We start from the raw sequence: 20479 nt of genomic DNA on the forward strand, positions 1-20479 counted from the left end.
GCCGCATAGAGAGCCTCCCGCCGATCACCTGAACCGAGTCTGGCCAGACACCGGCCCTACCGACAATCGTCTAGTAGCCGCGAATGGGCATGCACACTCCGCACGAAGAAGGCCCCCGGGGTTGCTCGCCGCACCCGCAGGCACGGCATACCGCGCCTGCGCGTGAGCGGGTCGATGCGGCGCTCCCCCGGCTCAGGTCGTGGGGATGAGCCCACCGTCGATGGTGACGTCTGTACCGGTGATGTTGCCGGCGGCGTCGCTGGCGAGGAAGGCGACGAGCCTGGCCACCTCGTCGGGGTGGGTGAAGCGGCCCGTCACCGAGTCGCGCGCGGCCGCTGCGGCCACCGCCGACGGGTCACTCCCCTGCCGGGCCGCCACGGCAGCCGCGACGCCGTCGCTGCCGAGCCACAGGTCGGTCGAGACCGGCCCGGGACTGACGGTGTTGACGCGGATGCCCTGCGGCCCGAGCTCCTTGGAGAGAGACTTGCAGAAGCTGCGCAGGGCTGCCTTGGCGGCGCTGTAGTCGATGACCGAGGGGTCGGCCAGCGTCGCGTTGACCGAGCACGTCGCCACGATGGTTCCTCGACCACGAGCGAGCATCAGGGGCAGGGCCGCTCGCGTGGTGCGGACGGCAGCCATGAGGTTCAGCGTGTAGGACGTGGTCCACTGCTCGTCCGTGACTGCCAGGAAGCCGTCCAGCCGCGGCGACACAGCCCCGACGTTGTTCACGAGCATGTCGAGCCGTCCCAGACCGGCTGCCGCGTCGACGACGTGCGCCACGCCGTCCGGGTCGCCGAGGTCCGCGGCCACGAAGGTCACGCTGCCAGAACGACTCAGTGCGTCGAGCTCGGCGGAGGCGTCACGCGCGCCGGCGACGACCGCGACACCCTCGTCGACGAGCACGCGCGTGATGGAGAGCCCGATGCCCTTGCTCGCACCCGTGACGATGGCGACCTTGCCGGCCAGACCGAGGTCCACGGTCAGAGCCCGTGCTCGTCGAGCCAGCCCAGCACGGCCTTGGCGACCTCGGTCCACCCGGCGTCGATGGTGAGCGAGTGCCCCCGGCCCTCGAACTGCTTCAGCTCGGTCACGGCTGTCGAGCCGCGGTACTGCTTGAGCGTCGAGCGCGTCACGACGTCCGGGACCGTGTGGTCCTCGAGCCCTGAGATGAGCAGCAGCGGACCGCGCGTGCTGTTGTCGGTGTCGACCGCAGCCTCGGAGTGCAGCGAGAAGTTGGCCGCCGCTGCCTGGAAGAGTGGCTTGGCCGGCGACGGAATCGTCCACCGCTCGAAGAGGGCGTCGGACTCCTCCTCGCTGACGGCGTTGCCGAACCCGAAGCGGAACTCCTTGGCGGTCAGGGAGACCGCACGGTTCCGGTTCGCCGGGTTGCCGAGCGCCGGCAGCCCGGCGCGGAGCTGCGCGAGCGGCAGCGGCAGGACGCCCTTGATCTGCGCCGGGTCGATGGCGACCGCGGCGGCGGCCTTGCCCTGGCCGAGCAGCTTCTCGGCGATGAGACCTCCGAACGAGTGCCCGACGAGGACCGGCGCCTGCGGGAGGCCGTCGATGACGGCCGCGTAGTGGTTCGTGACGTCGTCGATGCCGAGGCCGGCGACGTCGTCCGCCCGCTCCCGAGCCGCGTCGACGGTGTCGGCCTCTCCCGGCCACCCCGGGGCGCTCGGCGCGTAGCCCGCCTCGCGGAAGAGCTCGACCCACGGGTCCCAGCTCGTGGCATGGAGCCAGAGACCGTGGATGAAGACGACGGGGCGCTCGTGTGCGGTCATGGGGTGCCTTTCGCCGGGGCCCGCGGGTGGAGTGCGGACCGTGGTGTCGCGGACGGCGACCTCCCAAGGCTGGCCGCCTGCGACGCCCGGCGTCCAAGACCGTTTGGGCACCGATCGATAACCGCGAGGAGTTCCGCTCGGCACGCCGGGTCACTAGCGTGGAGAGCCCAGGCGGGCGACGGTCCCGACTGACCCACGACGCGCCGCGGGGAGACCTGATGGAGCTGGACCTTCGCCTGGTGCGCTACTTCGTCGCGGTCGCCGACGAGCTGCACTTCGGTCGGGCCGCCGCCCAGCTCTACCTGAGCCAGCCGGCCCTCTCCCGGCAGATCCGCAAGCTCGAGGACCAGCTCGGCGAGACCCTCCTCGTGCGCGACAGCCGCCACGTCACGCTGACGGCCCGAGGGCAGCAGTTCCTCGAGGACTCCCGGCGCCTGCTCGCCCTCGCCGAGAGCATGACCCAGCGGACAGCACAGCCGGGGGTCAGCACCGCACACGTCTTCGAGCTCTCCACGAGCCGGATGGTCGCCGACGCCTTCACCCGGGCCGAGCCGGACATCCCCCTTCGCGAGCACGCGATGGACAGCATCACGCAGCTCAACGCCCTCCTGCACGGGCGCCTCGACGTCGCGATCCTCCGGGTCACGCCACGGATGCTGCTCGCCCATCCTGCAGGCTGGCGCCACCGGCTGCTCCGTCTGGAGCCACTCGTGCTCATCGAGTCACCGGGCGAGATGCCTGACCCGGACGGCGCGATCTCCACGGGCGACGCGCGGCACGGCCACACACGGGTCGCATCGCTGCACGAGCGACCCCTGCACGTCTTCGCCGACCCACCGGACTCCGGGACCTACAACGCCCACGGCCAGTACGTCACCGCCCTGGAGCACCGGCTGGGTCTGCAGATGCAGTGGCTCGGCACGCCGGGGGCCTTCAGCTTCTGCGTCGCGCACGTGCGGCGCGGTCCCGTCGACGTGCGCTACCTCGAGTTCGTCAGCTACGCCGAGAAGTACGTCGACGTCGGCATGAGGATGTCGTGGCCGCTGGAGCTCCAGCCCTACTACCCGTGGTCCCTGGCCTGGCGCAGCGACGACACGGCTCCCGCGACGACCCGCCTCGTCGAGGTGGCCCTCGGCGTGGCCGACGAGCACGCGTGGCTCGACGCCACCCGGGACCCGGCTCGGGCTCCCGCGTGGATGCCGGACGACGACCCTGCCTGGCGCGAGCACGCTCCCGGCATGGCTGACGAGAGTGGCTGACGGGCTCTCAGGGGGCCATGGCGGCATACCCGGCAGCGCTGTGGATCGCGATGCCGGCGTACGACGCGTACGACGACGCCCCCGAAGCCACCTGCGCGAGCTGCGTCTCCATCGCGGTGCGCGACCACCCGAAGAAGGTCTGCTTCGCGTCGACGGCCGTGTCGCCGAGGTAGGTCGTCTCCTGCCCGATGCGCACCGGCTTGCCGAGGGCCGCACCTGCGGCGAGGGCCGCGGCCGCGATGTCGAGCGTCCCGTCGGTGCCGGTGGCGGTGTTGCGGTAGGCCATCACGGTCACGCCGGCGGTGCGGCGCATGATCTCGCGGTCCAGCGTGGAGGCGCCGCCGCTGCTCGACAGTGCGTGGACCTCGTTGAACCAGAAGGGGATGTCGGCCTCGACGGGCGACGTGCCGGCGTTCGCCTTGAGCTTGTCGAGCAGGGTCAGGTACTTCGCGACCACCGTCGACTGGCTCGTGGTCCACGCCGAGGTCGTGTAGGGCTCGACGTCGACGTGGATCCCGGTGAAGAGCCCGGTGTTGCGGGCGGGCTTGAGCCAGTAGGTGACGACCCAGCTCGGGTTGTCGACCCATCCGGGGTCGCCGCCCAGGGCGTCGACGCGGATGCCGGCCGCCCGGGCCAGCTGCGAGAGAGTGCGCAGGTCGGGCAGCTGCGGCGAGGTCGCGACGTTCGGCGGCACGGCGACGAAGAGCTGGTCGACGCCGGAGGCGACGGCAAGGTCGACGGTGGCCGCCGGGGTGCTCGTGTCCCACACCCACATCGCGCGGGTGTCCGCGCCGGCCGCCGTCGAGGTCGACGCGGGAGCGACCGCGGGCTTGGACGAAGGTGCTGCAGCCGCCCCGGGCGCGAGGGCCAGGGCCACCGCGGTGACCCCGGTCAGGGCGAGCACCGAGGCGAGGACGCGGGCGCTGCGGGGACTGTGGCGCATGAGGACTCCGGGGCTGAGGACGGCTTGAGGTGCAATTGTCCAGAAGGCGCCAGTTGTCCGCAGGGTTTCCGCAAGATCGCCGCAAGTCCGACGTGTCTCAGCGCCGAGGCGCTGCCAGAGATGATGCTCGCGGCCGGCCGCAGTCCCTAGCCCGGTGGAGCCAGGACCGCGCCGCGCCGACGAGAGCCTGCACCCCGAGCTCGAGGGTCGGGTCGATGACCGGCGCGTAGAGCGGCGAGTGGTTCGACGGCAGCGACGCGAGCACCGCCCGAATGCCCTCGAGGTCGTGCGTCCCGGCGAAGGCCGTCGGGTCGGCGCCCCCGAGCAGCCAGAAGACGCAGGGCGCCCCGGCCGCCTCGGCCAGCACCCCGACGTCCTCGCTCCCGGTGATCGGTCCGGGGTCGACGACGCGGGCCGCGCCGACGATGGCCTCGAGCGCCGGTCGGGTGCGCTCGACCCCCGCCGCGTCGTTGACGACGGCGGGCGCCTGCTCGATCGGCTCGATGAGCGGTGTTCGACGCGCTCCGGCCGTGGCGGCCTCGCCCTCGACGATCCGGCGGATGGCGGCGAGTGCCGTGTCGCGCACCCGCACGTCGTAGGTGCGCAGGTTGAGCAGCAGGACCGCCTCGTCGGGGATGATGTTCGACTTCGTGCCCGCCTGGACCGACGCCACGGTGAGCACCGCCGTCTCGGTGCCGGCGATCTCGCGCGAGACGACGGTCTGCAGCCGCAGCACCGTCGCGGCCGCCAGGACGACCGGGTCGACGGTGGCCTCTGGCCTCGAGCCGTGGCCTCCCTCGCCGAAGAGCGTGATGCGCAGACTGTCGGTGGCTGCGAAGGACGGACCGGCCCGCAGTCCGATGGTGCCGGCGGGCAGCGGCGCGACGTGCTGTCCCAGCACGACGTCGGGGCGCGGCACCGTCCCGTAGAGGCCGTCCTCGACCATCGCTGCGGCGCCCCGGGCCACCTCCTCGGCGGGCTGGAGGACCGCGACGACGGTGCCCGTCCACGAGTCGTCGGCCGCGAGCACCGACAGCGCCCCCAGCAGGCAGGTGACGTGCACGTCGTGACCGCAGGCGTGCATGACGGGGACGTCGCGACCGTCAGGGTCGACGCCGCGGGCACTCGACGCATACGCGAGTCCCGTCGCCTCGGCCACGGGCAGCCCGTCCATGTCGGCCCGCAGCAGCACGACGGGGCCCTCGCCACGGGGCAGCACTCCCGTCACGCCCGTGCCGCCCACACCCTCGGTCACGGTGAGGCCGAGCTCGCGCAGCCAGGCAGCTGCGATGCCGGCCGTGCGGTGCTCGGCGAACGACAGCTCGGGATGCGCGTGCAGGTCGCGGTAGACGTCCCTGAGCCGGGGCAGGAGGGTCTCGAGGCCGCTCGTGGTGTCCATGGGCCCGACAGTAGCGACGCGTCGGAGCCGCACGCCATGGCGCTCGGAGGAGGTATGCCGTCACCTCCGGGCGGTACGGTCGTGCCGTACGCCGTCCGGGGAGGTCAATGGTGCGCTACGACACGAGCCCGACCGCGCGGGCGCTCCTCGCGCTCGAGGCCATCCAGGACTCCCCCGGTATCACGGCCCAGCGCCTCGGTGACCACCTCGGGGTCACCGAGCGGGCGGCCCGGCGCTACGTCGCCATCCTGCGCGAGGCCGAGCTGCCCATCGAGTCGGTCACCGGGCCGCACGGGGGCTACCGCGTCGGCCGGGGCCTGCGCCTGCCGCCCCTGATGTTCACGGCCCCCGAGGCGCTCGGCCTCGTCATGGCCGTCCTCGAGGGACACCGCGGGGCGGCGGACCCGACCGAGCTCGTCGGCGCCGCCCTGTCCAAGATCCTGCGCGCCCTCCCGCAGCAGGTCGCCGAACCGGTCCGGGCCGTCCGGCACATCACCGGCCCACCACCTGACCCGAGCCTGCGCGTCGACCCCGTCCTCACCGCCCGGCTCGTCGAGGCCTGGACGTCGTCCCGCCGTGTGCGCCTCGATTACCGCCTCGAGGACGGGCGCGAGCGGCCCATGGAGGTGGACCCGTGGGCGGTCGTGCTGCGCCACGGACGGTGGTACCTCCTGTGCTGGTCGCACACGAGCGACGCGCAGCGCGCCCTCCGCATCGACCGGGTGCTGTCGGTCTTCGTCACCTCGCAGTGCTTCACGGCGCCGGAGGACCTCGACGCCCTGCGCGCCCTCGAGGAGCACCTCTCGCAGGGGTGGCGGCACGAGGTGGACGTGCTCCTGCGCGCCGACCTCGACGAGGCGACACGGTGGCTCCCGCGAAGCCTCGGACGCCTCGAGGTGGTCGACGGCGGCATCCGGCTGCTGGCCACCACCGATGACCCCGACTGGTACGCCCGCCAGCTCGCCAACACGCCGCTGGCCTTCGAGGTGGTCGGCTCGCCCGCCCTCGTGCAGGCCACCGAGGACCTCGCGGCACGCCTGGTCAAGGCCGCCGGCAGCGCCGGACCTGCCCCCACCCCGCCGACCATCGCCGACACGCCCCCAGCGGGTACGTCACCGCCGGACCGCGAGGTCCGGCAGGTCCAGCAGCAGACGAACCGAGGTCCCCGCGCACTAGGGTGATCCCGACCGGACCGGGGCAGTCCCCGGTCCCGACCCGAGGAGCGGCACGATGAGCTTCAACGACAACGCCCAGCTCGACACCTCCCAGGTGCAGAGCGGCGGCAGCGGTGGGGGCGGCGGAGGCGGAGGCTTCCCCGGCGGCATCCAGGTCGGCGGCGGCATCGGCGGCCTCATCCTGCTCGTGCTGATGCTCATCTTCGGCGGCGGCAAGATCCTCGGCGGCGGCGACTCCGGCAGCACCACCGGTGGCCTGCCCTCCCAGCAGCTCCAGAGCGACCAGGTCGCCGCGGCCGGCCAGGTCGACCAGAACCAGTTCTCCCAGTGCAAGACCGGCGCCGACGCCAACAAGAACGACGTGTGCCTCATCGTCGCGACGGTCAACAGCGTCCAGGACTACTGGTCCAAGACCCTGCCGAAGTACCAGATGAACTACGAGCCGGTGAAGACCGTGATCTACCAGGGCCAGACGCCCTCGGGATGCGGCACCGCCAACTCGCAGGTGGGCCCGTTCTACTGCCCCCTCGACAAGAAGGTCTACGTCGACGCGAGCTTCTTCCAGGAGCTCCAGAGCAAGTTCGGCGCCGACGGCGGCCAGCTCGCCAAGGAGTACGTCATCGCCCACGAGTACGGCCACCACGTCCAGGACCTCCTCGGCCTGCTGAACCGCGCGCAGCAGGACCCGCAGGGCGCCAACTCCGGCGCCGTCCGCGTCGAGCTCATGGCCGACTGCCTCGCCGGCACGTGGGTCAAGCACGCGACCGAGACGACCGACGCCAACGGCACACCACTGCTCAAGGCCATCACCGAGAGCGACATCAAGTCGGCGCTCTCGGCCGCCTCGGCGGTGGGCGACGACCGCATCCAGGAGAAGATGCAGGGCCGGGTCACGCCGGAGAACTGGACCCACGGCTCGGCGCAGGCGCGCATGAACTGGTTCTCGCAGGGCTACGAGACCGGCGACATCAACCAGTGCAACACCTTCGGCGTCGACACGGTCAGCTGAGCGACCCCGGCCCCGTCTCCGTCTCCGTCTCAGGCCTCGTCTCCGTGAGCTCGAGGCGGACGGCACGGCCACGCCGCAGCGCGGTCTCCAGCACGTCCCGCTTCGGGTCGGGCAGGTCGTAGAGCTCGCGCAGCGGCAACCCGGCGAGCGCGCGCAGCGCGCTCGCGTCGAGGACCTCACGCACGAGGGTGCGGTCGCCGCCGACGACCAACCCGTGGGGTATGCCGTCCGCACCGGCCCGTGGGCTCTCGTCGTCCCCGAGCAGCACCCGCCGGGCGTGCCCGACGACGGCGTCGACGAGCTCGTCGGCCTGCTTGCCCCGCCGGCGCGCGAATCGCTGCTGCGACCAGCCGCCGGCTGCCGTGCGCGACTGCACGTGGCGGGTGCCCACCTTGGACGCGGTGAACGAGCCCCCGAGAGCCAGGCCCACGGCATACCCTCCCCGTCGCACGAGGACGACCCCGAGCGGCTCGTGCGCGAACGGCGTTGCCACGACGGTGGATCCGTCCGCGGCGCGTGCGGACACGACGACGCCGCCGGGAGTGGACTCCTCGGCGGCGTCGTAGGGGCCGTGTCGCTCGGCGAAGCCGGCCATCCAGCGGTCGAACCTCTGCGGGTCGACCTCGATGACGCGCGTCGTCACGAGCGCGGGTGCTGCTGGCTCAGAGGTTGAAGCCGAGGGCGCGCAGCTGCTCGCGGCCGTCCTCGGTGATCTTGTCGGGGCCCCACGGCGGCATCCACACCCAGTTGATGCGGTGCGTCGTGACGAGGCCCTCGAGCGCCTGGGCGGTCTGGTCCTCGATGACGTCGGTGAGCGGGCACGCCGCCGACGTCAGCGTCATGTCGATGACGGCGTGGGCCTGGGCGTCGACGGTGATGCCGTAGACCAGGCCGAGGTCGACGACGTTGATGCCGAGCTCGGGGTCGACCACGTCGCGCATGGCCTCCTCGACGTCGGCCACGTTGGGCGGGGTGGCGGTCTGGCTCATGACGAAGCTCCTTGCGGGGAGGGCGAACTCGTGGAAGAGATGTCGACGCCGGCTCGGGCGAGGGCGTCGGTGAAGGCGGTCCAGCCGAGCAGCGCGCACTTGACGCGAGCGGGGTACTTGGACACGCCGGCGAAGGCGACGCCGTCGCCGATGACGGTCTCGTCACCGGTGACCGTGCCGCGCGAGGTCAGCATGGCGCGCATGGCCTCGAAGGTCTGGAGGGCCTCGGACACCGGGTGGCCGATGACCTCCTCGGCGAGGACGGACGAGCTCGCGACGGAGATCGAGCAGCCCTGCGCCTCGTAGGAGATGTCGGTGACGACGGCGTCCGGACCCGTGCCGGTGACGTCGACCCGCAGGGTCACCTCGTCGCCGCACGTCGGGTTGATGTGGTGCACCTCGGCGTCGAACGGCTCACGCAGACCTGCGTGGTGCGGCCGCTTGGAGTGCTCGAGGATCAGCTCCTGGTAGAGGTCCATCAGCTCGCCTCCCGGTGGGTGTCGAGCCCGAAGATCGCCGGCACGCGGTCGAGGGCCGCGAGCAGCGCGTCGACGTCCGCGGGCGTGTTGTGGACGGCGAACGACGCGCGGGTCGTTGCCGCGGCTGCGAGGGCGCGGTGCAGTGGCCACGCGCAGTGGTGTCCCACGCGAACGGCCACGCCGGCGTCGTCGAGCACCTGCCCGACGTCGTGGGCGTGCACGCCGTCCACGACGAAGGCGACGGCGCCGCCGCGGGGCGTGCCGACCGCGGGACCGACGACGCGCACCCACGGACGCTCGGCGAGGCTGCGCTGGAGCCGGTCGACGAGGGATGCCTCGTGGGCGTGGATGCGCTCGATGCCGATCGCCTCGATCCAGCGCACCGCGGCCGCCAGGCCCACGGCCTGCGCGGCGTTGGGCACGCCGGCCTCGAACTTCTGCGGAGCCGGCGCGTACGTCGAGCGCTCCATGGTGACGAGCTCGATCATCGAGCCACCCGTCAGGAACGGCGGCATGACCTCGAGCAGCTCGGCGCGACCCCAGAGGACGCCGACCCCCATCGGGCCGTACATCTTGTGGCCGCTGAAGGCGATGAAGTCCGCCCCGAGCGTCGCCACGTCGACCGCGAGGTGCGGCACCGACTGGCAGGCGTCGACGACGACGAGCGCCCCGACGGCGTGCGCGCGCTCGGCGAGCTCGGTGACCGGGTTGACCGTGCCCAGCACGTTGGAGACGTGCGTGAACGCGAAGACCTTGGTGCGCTCGGTGAGCAGGTCGTCGAGCCCGGAGAGGTCGAGCGCGCCGTCGGCGTCGACCGGCACCCAGCGCAAGGTCGCGCCCGTGCGACGGGCGAGCTCCTGCCACGGGACGAGGTTGGCGTGGTGCTCCATCTCGGTCACGAGGATCTCGTCCCCGGGACCGAGCACGAAACGCTCGTCCTTGGGCTCGTCGGTCGGGGCGGCGTTGGAGAAGGCGTACGCGACGAGGTTGAGCGCCTCGGTGGCGTTCTTGGTGAAGACGACCTCGTGGGCGGGAGCCCCGATGAACGACGCGACGGTCGCGCGGGCCGCTTCGAAGTCGTCGGTCGCCTCCTCGGCGAGCTGGTGCGCGCCGCGGTGGACGGCGGCGTTGTGCTGCTCGTAGAACGCCCGCTCGGCATCGAGGACCGGCGTCGGCTTGTGCGACGTCGCCCCCGAGTCGAGGTAGACGAGCGGCCTGCCGTCACGCACCGTGCGCGTCAGGATGGGGAAGTCACCGCGGATCGCGGTGAGCTCCCCGTCCGTGAACGGCAGGACGTCGCCCATCCGGCTCAGGCCTGGACCGGCTCGGCCGCGGAGGCCCCGGCGAGGTAGCGGTCGTAGCCCTCGTCCTCGAGGCGGTCGGCCAGCTCGGGGCCGCCCTGCTCGACGACCTTGCCGTCGACGAAGACGTGGACGAAGTCGGGCTTGATGTAGCGCAGGATGCGCGTGTAGTGCGTGATGAGCAGCACGCCGAGGTCGCTCGAGTCCTTGGCGCGGTTGACGCCCTCGGAGACGATCTTGAGCGCGTCGACGTCGAGGCCGGAGTCGGTCTCGTCGAGGATGGCCACCTTGGGCTTGAGCAGCTCCATCTGGAGGATCTCGTGGCGCTTCTTCTCGCCACCGGAGAAGCCCTCGTTGACGTTGCGCTCGGCGAACACGGGGTCCATGCGCAGGTTGCCCATGGCCTCCTTGACGTCCTTGACCCACGTGCGCAGCTTGGGCGCCTCGCCGTCGATGGCCGTCTTGGCGGTGCGCAGGAAGTTGCTGACCGTCACGCCGGGGACCTCGACGGGGTACTGCATCGCGAGGAACAGGCCCGCACGGGCGCGCTCGTCGACGCTCATCGCGAGGACGTCCTCGCCGTCGAGCGTCACGGTGCCGCCGGTGACGGTGTACTTGGGGTGGCCGGCGATGCTGTAGGCCAGCGTCGACTTGCCGGAGCCGTTGGGCCCCATGATCGCGTGGGTCTCCCCCGACTTCACGGTGAGGTCGACCCCGCGCAGGATCTCCTTGGGGCCGTCCTCGGTCTCGACCGAGACCGTCAGTCCCTTGATCTCGAGCGTGCTCATGGGTCAGTTCTCCTTGTTGGTGCTGGGGATGCTGGGGGTCTGCTGGGTGGGAGCCGCGTATGCCGTCGAGGCGAGCTCCTCCTCGATCGCCGCGGTGATCTCGTCGCGCAGGTCGGCGAGCGGGATCTCACGGATGATGTCGGCGAAGAAGCCTCGCACGACGAGACGCTTGGCCTCGTCCTCGCTGATGCCGCGCGACTGGAGGTAGAACAGCTGCAGGTCGTCGAAACGGCCTGTCGCGGAGGCGTGCCCGGCCCCCTCGATCTCACCGGTCTCGATCTCGAGGTTGGGCACCGAGTCGGCGCGGGCGCCGTCGGTGAGCACGAGGTTGCGGTTGAGCTCGTAGGTGTCGGTGCCCTCGGCCTCGGCCCGGATGAGCACGTCGCCGACCCACACCGTGCGGGCGGTCTCGCCCTGGAGCGCGCCCTTGTAGGTGACGCGGCTCTTGCAGTGCGGCGCGTTGTGGTCGATGTACGAGCGGTGCTCGAGGTGCTGGCCCGCGTCGGCGAAGTAGACGCCGAGGAGGGTCGCGTCGCCGCCGGGGCCGGCGTAGCGCACGTTGGCGTTGACGCGGACGACCTCGCCGCCGAGCGTCACCGAGAGGTGCTTGTAGCGGGCGTCGCGGCCGACGAGCGCGTCGTGCTGCGCCAGGTGCTGGGCGTCGTCGGCCCAGCGCTGGACGGAGACGACCGTCAGGTCGGAGCCGTCGTCGGTGACGACGGAGACGAGCTGGGAGTAGCGGGCCGAGCCGGTGTGCTCGACGACGACGGTCGCCTTGGAGAAGCGGCCGGCCCGCACGACGAGGTGGCCGTGCACGGGCTCGCCGCCCTGGCCGACGAGGGAGAGGCGCACCGGCTCGTCGAGCTCGGCCTCGGCCGGGATGTCGAGGAGCAGGGCGCCGTCGGCGGCAGCGCCGGCGACGACGGCCGCGCGGTCCTGCGGCGGGAGGATGCCGAGCCCCTGGGCCTCGGCGGACGTGATCGTCGAGGTGGTCACGCCCTCCGGCAGCTTCGAGCTCCACTCGAGCCGGCCGGTCGCGCCGTCGGCCAGCAGGACCGCGAGCTTCTTGACCGGCGTGAAGCGCCAGTCCTCCTCGCGCCCGCCGGGCACGGGGAAGTCGGCGACGTCGAAGGACGCCGTGCGCTCGGCACGCGACTGGTCGGGCACGAAGGCCGCGGCCGAGTCGGTGTGGGCTGCTGCGCCGGGGAGGGTTGCGGTGGGGGCGGCGTCGGGCACCGTGGTCTCGCTCTGCTGGGTCTCGGTGGTGTCGGGCGTGTCGGTGGTCGTGTCAGCCAGAAGGCTCATCAGCCGACGGCTCCTTCCATCTGCAGCTCGATGAGGCGGTTGAGCTCGAGGGCGTACTCCATCGGCAGCTCACGCGCGATGGGCTCGATGAAGCCGCGCACGATCATCGCCATCGCCTCGTCCTCGGCCATGCCGCGCGACATGAGGTAGAAGAGCTGGTCCTCGGACACCTTCGAGACCGTGGCCTCGTGACCCATCGAGACGTCGTCCTCGCGGATGTCGACGTAGGGGTAGGTGTCGGAGCGGCTGATCGTGTCGACGAGCAGGGCGTCGCAGCGGACCGTCGAGGCCGAGTGCGAGGCGCCCTCGAGCACCTGCACGAGGCCGCGGTAGCTCGCGCGTCCGCCGCCGCGGGCGACCGACTTGCTGATGATCGAGCTCTTGGTGTTGGGCGCCGCGTGGACCATCTTGGAGCCGGTGTCCTGGTGCTGGCCCTCGCCGGCGAAGGCGATCGAGAGCGTCTCGCCCTTGGCGTGCTCGCCCATGAGGAAGACGGCGGGGTACTTCATCGTCACCTTGGAGCCGATGTTGCCGTCCACCCACTCCATCGTCGCGCCGGCCTCGCACGTCGCGCGCTTGGTGACGAGGTTGTAGACGTTGTTGGACCAGTTCTGGATCGTCGTGTAGCGCACGCGGGCGTTCTTCTTGACGATGATCTCGACGACGGCCGAGTGCAGCGAGTCCGACTTGTAGATCGGCGCGGTGCAACCCTCGACGTAGTGCACGTAGGAGCCCTCGTCGGCGATGATCAGCGTCCGCTCGAACTGGCCCATGTTCTCGGTGTTGATGCGGAAGTACGCCTGGAGCGGGATGTCGACGTGGACACCCTTGGGCACGTAGATGAACGAGCCACCCGACCACACCGCGGTGTTGAGCGCCGCGAACTTGTTGTCGCCGGCGGGGATGACCGTCGCGAAGTGCTCGCGGAAGAGGTCCTCGTGCTCCTTCAGGGCCGTGTCGGTGTCGAGGAAGATGACGCCCTGGGCCTCGAGGTCCTCACGGATCTGGTGGTAGACGACCTCGGACTCGTACTGGGCGGCGACACCCGAGACGAGGCGCTGCTTCTCGGCCTCGGGGATGCCCAGGCGGTCGTAGGTGTTCTTGATGTCCTCGGGCAGGTCGTCCCACGTGGCGGCCTGCTTCTCGGTGGACTTCACGAAGTACTTGATGTTCTGGAAGTCGATGCCCGTGAGGTCCGAGCCCCACGCCGGCATGGGCTTCTTGCCGAAGAGGCTGAGGCTCTTCAGGCGCAGCTTGGTCATCCACTCGGGCTCGTTCTTGCGGGCCGAGATGTCGCGCACGACGTCCTCGTTGAGCCCACGACGCGCCGTGGCGCCGGCCACGTCGCTGTCGGCCCAGCCGTACTCATAGGTGCCGATGCCCTTGAGGCCGGGGTTCAGCTCTTCGATGTGGGTGGTCATGAGGAACCTTCCTTGACGTGCGTGAGCGTGTCGGTGGTGCTCGTGGTGGTGCTCGTACTGGTGCTCGTACTGGTGCTCGTACTGGTGCTCGTGCTGAGCAGGGCAGCCTCCGGGTCAACACCCGAGGGCTGCGTGGTCTTCCGGGGGCGAGCGCCGATCCCACCGGTCGGGACGAACGTGGTGCAGACGTGGTGGCCGCCGGCGAGGGTCGCGAGGCGCTGGACGTGGACGCCGAGCAGGCGCGAGAAGGCGTCGGTCTCGGCCTCGCAGAAGGCCGGGAACTCGGCCGCGACGTGCTGGACGGGGCAGTGGCCCTGGCACAGCTGGACGCCGGTCAGGCCCCCGGCCCCGACGGGGCGGGCCGTGGCGGCGAAGCCGTCCTCGCTCAGCGCCTCGACGAGCGCCTCCGTGCGAGCGGCGGGTGCGTCGCCGGCGGCGGCGAGGCGGGCGGCATACCGCTCCTCGAGGGCGGCCACGCGGTTGCGGGCGAAGTCGCCCACGGCGGCCGGGCCCGCGTGGGCCTCGAGGTAGCGGAGCACCTCGACGGCGAGCGAGTCGTAGTCGGCCTCGAGGGCACTGTGCCCGGCGTCGGAGACGACGTAGGCCCGGGCGGGTCGCCCGCGACCGCGACGGCCGCCGGTGGGCTCGTGCGGGACGACCGCCCCCTGCTCGACGAGGGCGTCGAGGTGGCGGCGGACCGCGGCCGGTGTCAGGTCGAGGTGGCGGCCGAGCTCGGCCGCCGTGATGGGCCCGTCGGCGGAGACCATGTGGAGCACCCGCGAGCGCGTGCGCGACTCGAGCGGCGAGACGTGTTGGACGTCCTCGCCGTCCTTCGTCTCACGCGGTGCGTGCTCTCCGATAAACACCACACCATTGTGACGTAAATGGGCCTCCTGCTCCAGTTAGGAGGTCCTTACCGGCAGCCCCGCCCGTCGAGGTCGTCGTCGATGTCGAGATCGTCCCCGTCGTCGTCCCTGCCGTCGACGTCGTCGTCCCCGTCGTCCTCGGACTCCGGCGGCATGATCACCGACGGCATCCGGGTGCGCGGAGGGGCGACGGCATCGTCCCCGAACCAGCGTCGGCGCAGGGGCGCCGTGACCCAGCCCAGCGGGCAGGTGAGCACGTAGCCGTAGGCGAGCGCCATCCCCGTCGCCCCGGGGAAGAGCGCGAGTCCCAGGGCGATGAGGATGCCGAGCGGCACCGTGATCCGCAGGTGCCGCGGCGAGAGGAGGTCACGGAAGGAGCGGAAGCGGAACGAGGAGGCCATGAGCGCGGCCGGCACGACGCCGGCAGCGACCGGGACGAGCGGCGCCCAGTCGTAGAGCGGGTCGCCGATGGCGAGCACGGTGGAGATGACGACGCCCGCCGCGCCCGGGCTCGCGAGGCCGACGAAGTAGCGCTTGTCGGCGAGCGGGTCGATGGTGACGTTGAAGCGGGCGAGGCGGTAGGCCGCGCAGGCCAGCCAGAACATCGCGCCCGCCCACGCCCAGACGGGATAGGCCGGCAGCGCCCACGTGTAGACGAGGACGGCCGGTGCGATCCCGAACGAGATGAGGTCGGCGAGCGAGTCGAACTGGAGGCCGAAGGGCGTGATCGCCCCGACCGCGCGCGCCACGGCGCCGTCGCAGATGTCGAGGACGATGGAGATGGCCACGAGGACGGCGGCCGTGCGGAAGTGCCCCTGGAACGAGAGCAGCACCGAGGAGAAGCCGCAGAGCATGTTGCCGAGCGTGAAGAGGCTCGGCAGCGTGGCCCGGGCGCGGACGCGCGGGTTGAGCCGGTCGAGCGGGATGACACGTGCGCCGGTCGCCGAGACGAGGCGAATGCGCCGGCTGACGCGGTCGCGCCGACGCGGACGCTCGTCGGCGGACGCGGACGGGTCGCCACTCACGACTGGGCCGCCGCGGGGAACCGACCGAGGACCGTCTCTCCCCCGATGGCGCGCTTGCCCTTGGAGATCTCGAGCTGCACCTCCGGCGGCACGAAGACGTCCATGCGGGAGCCGAACTTCATCAGCCCCATCCGCGCGCCGGTGGGGACCTCGTCGCCCGGCTCGATGCGCGTGACGATGCGGCGCGCGAGCTGGCCCACGAGCTGGCGGTAGACGACCCGCCGCGGGCGCCCGTCGACGACCCGCTCCACGATGATCTCGCTGCGCTCGTTCTTCGTGGCGCTCTCGGCGCGGTAGGCCGCGAGGAACCGTCCGGGGGTGTGGGTGACGTCGATGACACGGCCGCCGTAGGGCGAGCGGTTCATGTGGACGTCGAGCAGCGACAGGAAGATGCTGACCTGCTGCCACTCACCGGGAGGCGCGATGCCCGGCTGGGGCTCCCCCACGTGCATGACGATGCCGTCGGCCGGCGCGAGCACGACGTCGGGGTCCGACACGGGCGTGTGGTCCGGCGTCCGGTCGGGGTCGCGGAAGAAGAGCGTCACCCCCGCGGTCAGCAGGCCGAGGGCGGCGGTCGTGCGCGGTCGGCGGGCCAGCGCGGCGATCACCGTCGGCACGGCGGCCATGGCGGTGAAGGGCTTGGCGGCTGGGTCGATCTTCACGGGTGGGGTTCTCCGTCAGGGTCGAGTGGAAGCGGGCGGGCGGAGCGGGGACGGCGGAGGGGTACGCCGGTGGCGACCGAGGTGCGGTGACCGGGGTCGTCGGGACCGAGCCTAGACTCATGAGCCATGACCGATGCGGTGACACTGTCCGACCTCCACCGCACCTTCGGTCCGGTCGCGGCGCTCGACGGGCTGACGTGGACGGCGCCCGCCGGACGCATCACCGCGGTGCTCGGTCCCAACGGGGCGGGCAAGACGACCGCGATCGAGTGCGCCGTCGGGCTCGGCCGTCCCGACCGCGGCGAGGTCCGCGTCCTCGGCACCGACCCCTGGCAGGCCAGCGCAGACCACCGGGCCCGCGTCGGGGTCATGCTCCAGGCGGGCGGGCTGCCCAACGGCACCAAGCCGCTGCGCCTGCTCCACCACCTGGCCCGGCTCTACGCCGACCCAGTCGACGTCGACGCGGTGGCACGTCGCCTCGGTGTGACGGACTTCGCGTCCACGACCGTGCGGCGCCTCTCCGGCGGCCAGAAGCAGCGCCTCGCGCTCGCGGCGTCGCTGCTGGGGCGTCCCGAGGTGCTCTTCCTCGACGAGCCCGCGGCGGGCCTCGACCCCCACGGGCGCCTGGACGTGTGGGACCTCGTGGCGGAGCAGCGCGACGCCGGCACCACCGTCATCGTGACGACCCACTCCTTCGAGGAGGCCGAGCGGCTCGCCGACCACCTCGTCATCATGAACGCCGGACGCACCGTCGCGGAGGGTGCGCCCGGTGACGTGACCGGCGGGCGCTCCCTCGAGGACGTCTACTTCAGCCTGACCCGCAAGGGAGCCGCGTGACCACCCCGACCACGCCCCGCACCTCGACCACCACGCGCGCGGCCACCCCGCGCCGTCGCGTCCTCGCCCAGGCGGCGTTCGAGGTCGGCAGCCTGCTGCGCAACGGCGAGCAGCTGCTCGTCTCCCTCGTCCTGCCCGCCATGGCGCTCGTCGGCCTCAGCCTGACGAGCTCGCCGTCGCTGGGTCCGGGCACCCGCATCGACGTCGCGACTCCGGGGGTCATCGGCCTCTGCGTCATCTCCGCAGCCTTCACCGCGCAGGCCATCTCGACCGGCTTCGACCGGCGCTACGCGGTGCTGCGCTACCTCGGCGTCACGCCGCTGGGGCGCTCCGGTCTCGTGGCCGCCAAGGTGCTCGCCACGCTCGCCGTCGAGGTCGTCCAGGTCGGCGTCATCGCAGCGCTGGGTCTCGTGCTCGGCTGGCGACCGGACGTCTCCGGGATCGCGTATGCCGTGCTCTTCGTCGTCGTCGGCACGTGGGCCTTCGTGGCGCTGGCCCTCCTGCTCGCCGGCACCCTGCGTGCCGAGGCGGTGCTCGCCATCGCCAACCTCGTGTGGGTGCTGCTGCTCGGGCTCGGCGGTGTCATCGTGCCGCGCACCGAGCTGCCCGCCGGCGTCTCCCACGTCGCGGCGTACCTCCCCTCCGCGGGCCTCTCCGACGGGCTCCGGTCGGCGCTCGTGGACGGGCAGCTGAACCTCGCCGCCCTCGGCGTCGTCCTCGCGTGGGGAGTGGTCGCCACGGCCCTCGCGGCGCGGCTCTTCCGTTTCGACGACTGAACGCACGAGACTGGCCGCACCGCACGACATCCGCTGACCCGAACGGCCTGGAGGCGACGTGTTCGACTACATCTTCGGACTGCCGATGCACGCCCTGGTCATCCACGCGGTCGTCGTGCTCGTGCCCCTCTCCGCGCTGTCCGCGATCGCCTACGTCGTCCGACCCGGGTGGCGCCGCGTGCTGCGCTGGCCGACGGCAGCCAGCGCCGTGGTCTCCGGCGTCTCGGCCTTCGTCGCCGCCGAGAGCGGTGAGGCACTGCAGCGTCGGGTGACCCGGGTGCGCGCCGGCTCCTTCGACGCCCAGATGCTGAACGACCACGTCGAGTGGGGCGACCGCGCCAAGCTGCTCTGCCTGCTGTTCATGGCCCTGACCCTCGTCGCCCTCTGGTTCGCCCGGCCGCCCGACGAGGAGTCGCCGCGCGGGCACGCCTTCGACGTGCTCGTCGGCACCCTCGTCGTGCTGTCCGCCGTCGCCGCCGTCGTGACCGTCGTGCTGGCCGGCCACGCCGGGTCGGCCGTCGTCTGGAACGACCTGGCCTGACCGCGGGGGCACCTGCAGGGCGGCGCCGGGGACCGCCGGAGAACCCCGGACAGCACGACCGGGCGATTCGGGTGGAGCGCGCCACGCGGCATACCCTTGCGGGGTGTCCTCCACGCCTATCGTGACCGACGTCGACCGCCCGACCGGCACGAGCCGTCTCGCCCGCGCCGCGGGTCGCCTCCCCACCGTCCCGTCGTCCTGGGTGCGGCCGCTCCTGCTGGCCAACCTCGTCGGCGAGGTCGGGATCGTCGTCACCGGCGGCATCGTGCGCCTGACCGGCAGCGGTCTCGGGTGCAGCACGTGGCCGGAGTGTCAGCCGGGCTCGTTCACGCCGGTGCGCACGCCCGAGAGCGCCTACCACGACCTCGTCGAGTTCGGGAACCGCACGCTGACCGGCGTCGTGGGCATCCTGGCCCTCGTCTCACTCTGGGTGGTCCTGACCCGGTGGCCGCAGCGCCGGCGTCTGCACCTCGTCTCGGTCGGCGTGCTCGCCGGCATCCCGGCGCAGGCCGTCCTCGGCGGCATCACCGTCCTGACCGGGCTCAACCCGTGGACCGTCATGTCGCACTTCCTGCTCTCGATGGTGCTCGTCGCGCTCTCGGCGGCCCTGGTGCGCGGAGCGCAGGACGAGGTCTCCGGTCCCGGCGAGCTCGTCGTCCACCCGCTCGCGCGCACGCTGGCCCTCGGCACGAGCGCGGTCGGCGCGGTCGTGCTCCTGCTCGGGGTCGTCGTGACCGGGTCGGGACCGCACTCCGGCGACGCGGACCGACCCGCGCGCACCGGCTTCGACCCGCGGTTCGTCTCGTGGATGCACGCCGACGCCGTCATGCTCTTCTGCGGGCTCGTCATCGCCACGCTCGTCGCGGTGCGCATCACGGCGCAGACCGACGAGGCCCGCCGCGCGTGGACCATGGTCCTCGTCGTCACCCTCGCGCAGGGCCTCATCGGCTACGTGCAGTACTTCACGAAGCTGCCCGAGCTGCTCGTCCTCGTGCACATGCTCGGCGCCAGCCTGCTCGTCGTCGCCCTGACCTTCGGCGTGCTCTCAACCCGACGCCACCCGGTCTGAACCTCCGGCATCGCCCGGCCCGGACGTCACCGGATCGCAAGGACTTTCGCAGGTCGAGCGGCGGTGCGCTGCCTAGGCTGGAGCGGTGCCCACCGTTCTCGTCGTCGACGACGACCTCACCCTGCGCGAGGTCGTCTCCGGCTACCTCGTGCGCGCCGGCCTCGATGTCGTCGAGGCAGAGGACGGGCTGGCGGCGCTGGCCGTCGCCCGCGAGCACTCCCCCGACCTCGTCGTGCTGGACCTCACCCTGCCGGGGCTCGACGGGCTCGAGGTCTTCCGCCGGCTGCGCTCGGAGCGCGGCGACCTGCCGGTCGTCATGCTGACGGCCCGGGGCGAGGAGTCGGACCGGGTGCTCGGGCTCGAGATCGGCGCCGACGACTACGTGACCAAGCCGTTCAGCAGCCGCGAGCTCGTGCTGCGCATCCAGTCCATCCTGCGCCGGGCCGCACCCGTCGCGACGACCGGCAGCACCACGCTCGTCGATGCCGACCTGCGCGTCGACACCCGGCGCCACCAGGCGTGGCTCGGGAGCGACCCCCTCGCCCTGACGAGCCGCGAGTTCGACCTGCTCGCCCACCTCATGAGCCATCCCGGCACGGCCTTCTCACGGCGGGAGCTGATGGAGCAGGTGTGGGGCTGGGAGTACGGCGACGAGTCCACGGTGACCGTCCACGTGCGTCGCCTGCGCGAGAAGGTCGAGGTCGACCCGGCGCAGCCGGTCCGGCTCCAGACCGTCTGGGGCGTCGGCTACCGCTGGGACGGCACGACCGCGAACGGACGGCCGTGACCGGCTCCGTGAGCGTGCTGGTGCCCGCGCCGCCGGCCGGCTCCGGCCCGCACACCGAGGAGAGGTC

22 protein-coding genes are annotated in these 20479 nt (G+C 72.1%); 8 read left to right on the forward strand and 14 right to left on the reverse strand.

All coding sequences use genetic code 11. The features are described 5' to 3' along the window. Nucleotides 1-192: 192 nt before the first annotated feature. Together IEY30_RS17330 and IEY30_RS17335 are read right to left on the reverse strand one after the other, a co-directional pair. Nucleotides 193-978 carry an oxidoreductase gene (locus tag IEY30_RS17330; protein ID WP_030202247.1) on the reverse strand — a complete coding sequence of 262 codons (786 nt, stop codon included), beginning with the start codon at nt 976-978 and terminating at the stop codon, nt 193-195. A 2-nt stretch (nt 979-980) separates the two neighbouring features. Continuing rightward, the gene (locus tag IEY30_RS17335; RefSeq protein WP_030202243.1) at nt 981-1781 is read right to left on the reverse strand and encodes an alpha/beta hydrolase; all 801 of its coding nucleotides are present in this window, start codon (nt 1779-1781) and stop codon (nt 981-983) included. A gap of 218 nt (nt 1782-1999) precedes the next feature. On the opposite strand from IEY30_RS17335, the gene IEY30_RS22190 reads away from it, so the two are divergent. Beyond that, entirely contained in the window at nt 2000-3040 is a 1041-nt protein-coding gene (locus IEY30_RS22190; protein WP_052358889.1) for a LysR family transcriptional regulator, read from the forward strand. Nucleotides 3041-3047: 7 nt separating this feature from the next. On the opposite strand, the gene IEY30_RS17345 is transcribed toward IEY30_RS22190, so the two are convergent. Together IEY30_RS17345 and IEY30_RS17350 are read right to left on the reverse strand one after the other, a co-directional pair. Beyond that, nucleotides 3048-3983 (reverse strand): hypothetical protein, encoded by a 936-nt coding sequence (locus IEY30_RS17345; RefSeq protein ID WP_030202238.1) that lies wholly within the window; start codon nt 3981-3983, stop codon nt 3048-3050. Nucleotides 3984-4080: 97 nt separating this feature from the next. Next, nucleotides 4081-5382, reverse strand: coding sequence for an amidohydrolase (locus IEY30_RS17350; RefSeq protein ID WP_052358888.1), 1302 nt, complete (start codon nt 5380-5382; stop codon nt 4081-4083). A 110-nt stretch (nt 5383-5492) separates the two neighbouring features. Here IEY30_RS17350 and IEY30_RS17355 point away from each other — a divergent pair, with 110 nt between their 5' ends. Together IEY30_RS17355 and ypfJ are read left to right on the forward strand one after the other, a co-directional pair. Then, a complete protein-coding gene (locus IEY30_RS17355; protein WP_081920635.1) occupies nt 5493-6563 on the forward strand; it encodes a helix-turn-helix transcriptional regulator in 1071 nt (356 codons plus the stop codon). A gap of 49 nt (nt 6564-6612) precedes the next feature. Beyond that, nucleotides 6613-7566: a KPN_02809 family neutral zinc metallopeptidase gene (ypfJ, locus tag IEY30_RS17360; RefSeq protein WP_030202226.1), complete on the forward strand. Its 954-nt coding sequence runs from the start codon at nt 6613-6615 to the stop codon at nt 7564-7566. On the opposite strand, the gene IEY30_RS17365 is transcribed toward ypfJ, so the two are convergent. Genes IEY30_RS17365 through IEY30_RS17410 form a run of 10 tightly spaced genes read right to left on the reverse strand, consistent with a single transcriptional unit; the run spans nt 7559 to nt 16402 of the window. Next, a complete protein-coding gene (locus tag IEY30_RS17365; RefSeq protein WP_052358887.1) occupies nt 7559-8209 on the reverse strand; it encodes an acVLRF1 family peptidyl-tRNA hydrolase in 651 nt (216 codons plus the stop codon). The genes ypfJ and IEY30_RS17365 overlap by 8 nt on opposite strands. A gap of 19 nt (nt 8210-8228) precedes the next feature. Then, on the reverse strand, nt 8229-8555 hold the full coding sequence (locus tag IEY30_RS17370; RefSeq protein WP_030202221.1) for a metal-sulfur cluster assembly factor: 327 nt from the start codon (nt 8553-8555) through the stop codon (nt 8229-8231). Beyond that, a complete protein-coding gene (sufU, locus tag IEY30_RS17375; RefSeq protein WP_030202217.1) occupies nt 8552-9034 on the reverse strand; it encodes a Fe-S cluster assembly sulfur transfer protein SufU in 483 nt (160 codons plus the stop codon). The genes IEY30_RS17370 and sufU overlap by 4 nt, the downstream gene beginning before the upstream one ends. Beyond that, complete coding sequence (locus IEY30_RS17380) at nt 9034-10338, reverse strand: SufS family cysteine desulfurase (RefSeq protein WP_043417267.1); 1305 nt, start codon at nt 10336-10338, stop codon at nt 9034-9036. The genes sufU and IEY30_RS17380 overlap by 1 nt, the downstream gene beginning before the upstream one ends. Before the next feature lie 5 nt (nt 10339-10343). Then, nucleotides 10344-11123, reverse strand: coding sequence for a Fe-S cluster assembly ATPase SufC (gene sufC, locus IEY30_RS17385; RefSeq protein ID WP_030202206.1), 780 nt, complete (start codon nt 11121-11123; stop codon nt 10344-10346). Between the two features lie 3 nt (nt 11124-11126). After that, the gene (gene sufD / locus IEY30_RS17390; protein ID WP_373286734.1) at nt 11127-12428 is read right to left on the reverse strand and encodes a Fe-S cluster assembly protein SufD; all 1302 of its coding nucleotides are present in this window, start codon (nt 12426-12428) and stop codon (nt 11127-11129) included. After that, complete coding sequence (sufB, locus tag IEY30_RS17395) at nt 12428-13849, reverse strand: Fe-S cluster assembly protein SufB (RefSeq protein WP_030202201.1); 1422 nt, start codon at nt 13847-13849, stop codon at nt 12428-12430. The genes sufD and sufB overlap by 1 nt, the downstream gene beginning before the upstream one ends. Further along, entirely contained in the window at nt 13846-14718 is an 873-nt protein-coding gene (locus IEY30_RS17400) for a helix-turn-helix transcriptional regulator (protein WP_030202199.1), read from the reverse strand. Before IEY30_RS17400 ends, sufB begins: the two co-directional genes overlap by 4 nt. A 44-nt stretch (nt 14719-14762) precedes the next feature. Next, on the reverse strand, nt 14763-15740 hold the full coding sequence (locus IEY30_RS17405; RefSeq protein WP_052358886.1) for a CDP-alcohol phosphatidyltransferase family protein: 978 nt from the start codon (nt 15738-15740) through the stop codon (nt 14763-14765). Further along, the gene (locus tag IEY30_RS17410; RefSeq protein ID WP_030202192.1) at nt 15737-16402 is read right to left on the reverse strand and encodes a phosphatidylserine decarboxylase; all 666 of its coding nucleotides are present in this window, start codon (nt 16400-16402) and stop codon (nt 15737-15739) included. Before IEY30_RS17410 ends, IEY30_RS17405 begins: the two co-directional genes overlap by 4 nt. 126 nt (nt 16403-16528) lie before the next feature. Between IEY30_RS17410 and IEY30_RS17415 the strand changes: the two genes are divergently transcribed. The 5 genes from IEY30_RS17415 (at nt 16529) to IEY30_RS17435 (ending at nt 20412) form a co-directional block, all read left to right on the forward strand. Next, the gene (locus IEY30_RS17415; protein ID WP_030202189.1) at nt 16529-17239 is read left to right on the forward strand and encodes an ABC transporter ATP-binding protein; all 711 of its coding nucleotides are present in this window, start codon (nt 16529-16531) and stop codon (nt 17237-17239) included. Then, nucleotides 17236-18015, forward strand: a complete 780-nt coding sequence (locus IEY30_RS17420; RefSeq protein WP_030202183.1) for an ABC transporter permease — start codon at nt 17236-17238, stop codon at nt 18013-18015. Before IEY30_RS17415 ends, IEY30_RS17420 begins: the two co-directional genes overlap by 4 nt. A gap of 58 nt (nt 18016-18073) precedes the next feature. After that, nucleotides 18074-18556, forward strand: a complete 483-nt coding sequence (locus IEY30_RS17425) for a DUF2231 domain-containing protein (RefSeq protein WP_030202181.1) — start codon at nt 18074-18076, stop codon at nt 18554-18556. A gap of 103 nt (nt 18557-18659) precedes the next feature. Continuing rightward, nucleotides 18660-19625 carry a COX15/CtaA family protein gene (locus IEY30_RS17430; protein ID WP_229675069.1) on the forward strand — a complete coding sequence of 322 codons (966 nt, stop codon included), beginning with the start codon at nt 18660-18662 and terminating at the stop codon, nt 19623-19625. An 85-nt stretch (nt 19626-19710) separates the two neighbouring features. After that, nucleotides 19711-20412 (forward strand): response regulator transcription factor, encoded by a 702-nt coding sequence (locus IEY30_RS17435; RefSeq protein WP_030202175.1) that lies wholly within the window; start codon nt 19711-19713, stop codon nt 20410-20412. The last annotated feature ends 67 nt before the right edge of the window (nt 20413-20479 follow it).

It is taken from the genome of Terrabacter tumescens (assembly GCF_014646815.1).
GTDB classification, from domain to species: Bacteria; Actinomycetota; Actinomycetes; order Actinomycetales; family Dermatophilaceae; genus Terrabacter; species Terrabacter tumescens.

Excerpts from the sequence above, each read along its gene's own strand:
- ypfJ (WP_030202226.1), top strand. The coding sequence starts at position 6,613 with ATGAGCTTCAACGACAACGCCCAGCTCGACACCTCCCAGGTGCAGAGC.
- sufU (WP_030202217.1), bottom strand. The coding sequence starts at position 9,034 with ATGGACCTCTACCAGGAGCTGATCCTCGAGCACTCCAAGCGGCCGCAC.
- sufD (WP_373286734.1), bottom strand. The coding sequence starts at position 12,428 with ATGAGCCTTCTGGCTGACACGACCACCGACACGCCCGACACCACCGAG.
- IEY30_RS17370 (WP_030202221.1), bottom strand. The coding sequence starts at position 8,555 with ATGAGCCAGACCGCCACCCCGCCCAACGTGGCCGACGTCGAGGAGGCC.
- IEY30_RS17345 (WP_030202238.1), bottom strand. The coding sequence starts at position 3,983 with ATGCGCCACAGTCCCCGCAGCGCCCGCGTCCTCGCCTCGGTGCTCGCC.
- sufC (WP_030202206.1), bottom strand. The coding sequence starts at position 11,123 with ATGAGCACGCTCGAGATCAAGGGACTGACGGTCTCGGTCGAGACCGAG.
- IEY30_RS17335 (WP_030202243.1), bottom strand. The coding sequence starts at position 1,781 with ATGACCGCACACGAGCGCCCCGTCGTCTTCATCCACGGTCTCTGGCTC.
- IEY30_RS17415 (WP_030202189.1), top strand. The coding sequence starts at position 16,529 with ATGACCGATGCGGTGACACTGTCCGACCTCCACCGCACCTTCGGTCCG.
- IEY30_RS22190 (WP_052358889.1), top strand. The coding sequence starts at position 2,000 with ATGGAGCTGGACCTTCGCCTGGTGCGCTACTTCGTCGCGGTCGCCGAC.
- sufB (WP_030202201.1), bottom strand. The coding sequence starts at position 13,849 with ATGACCACCCACATCGAAGAGCTGAACCCCGGCCTCAAGGGCATCGGC.
- IEY30_RS17350 (WP_052358888.1), bottom strand. The coding sequence starts at position 5,382 with ATGGACACCACGAGCGGCCTCGAGACCCTCCTGCCCCGGCTCAGGGAC.
- IEY30_RS17380 (WP_043417267.1), bottom strand. The coding sequence starts at position 10,338 with ATGGGCGACGTCCTGCCGTTCACGGACGGGGAGCTCACCGCGATCCGC.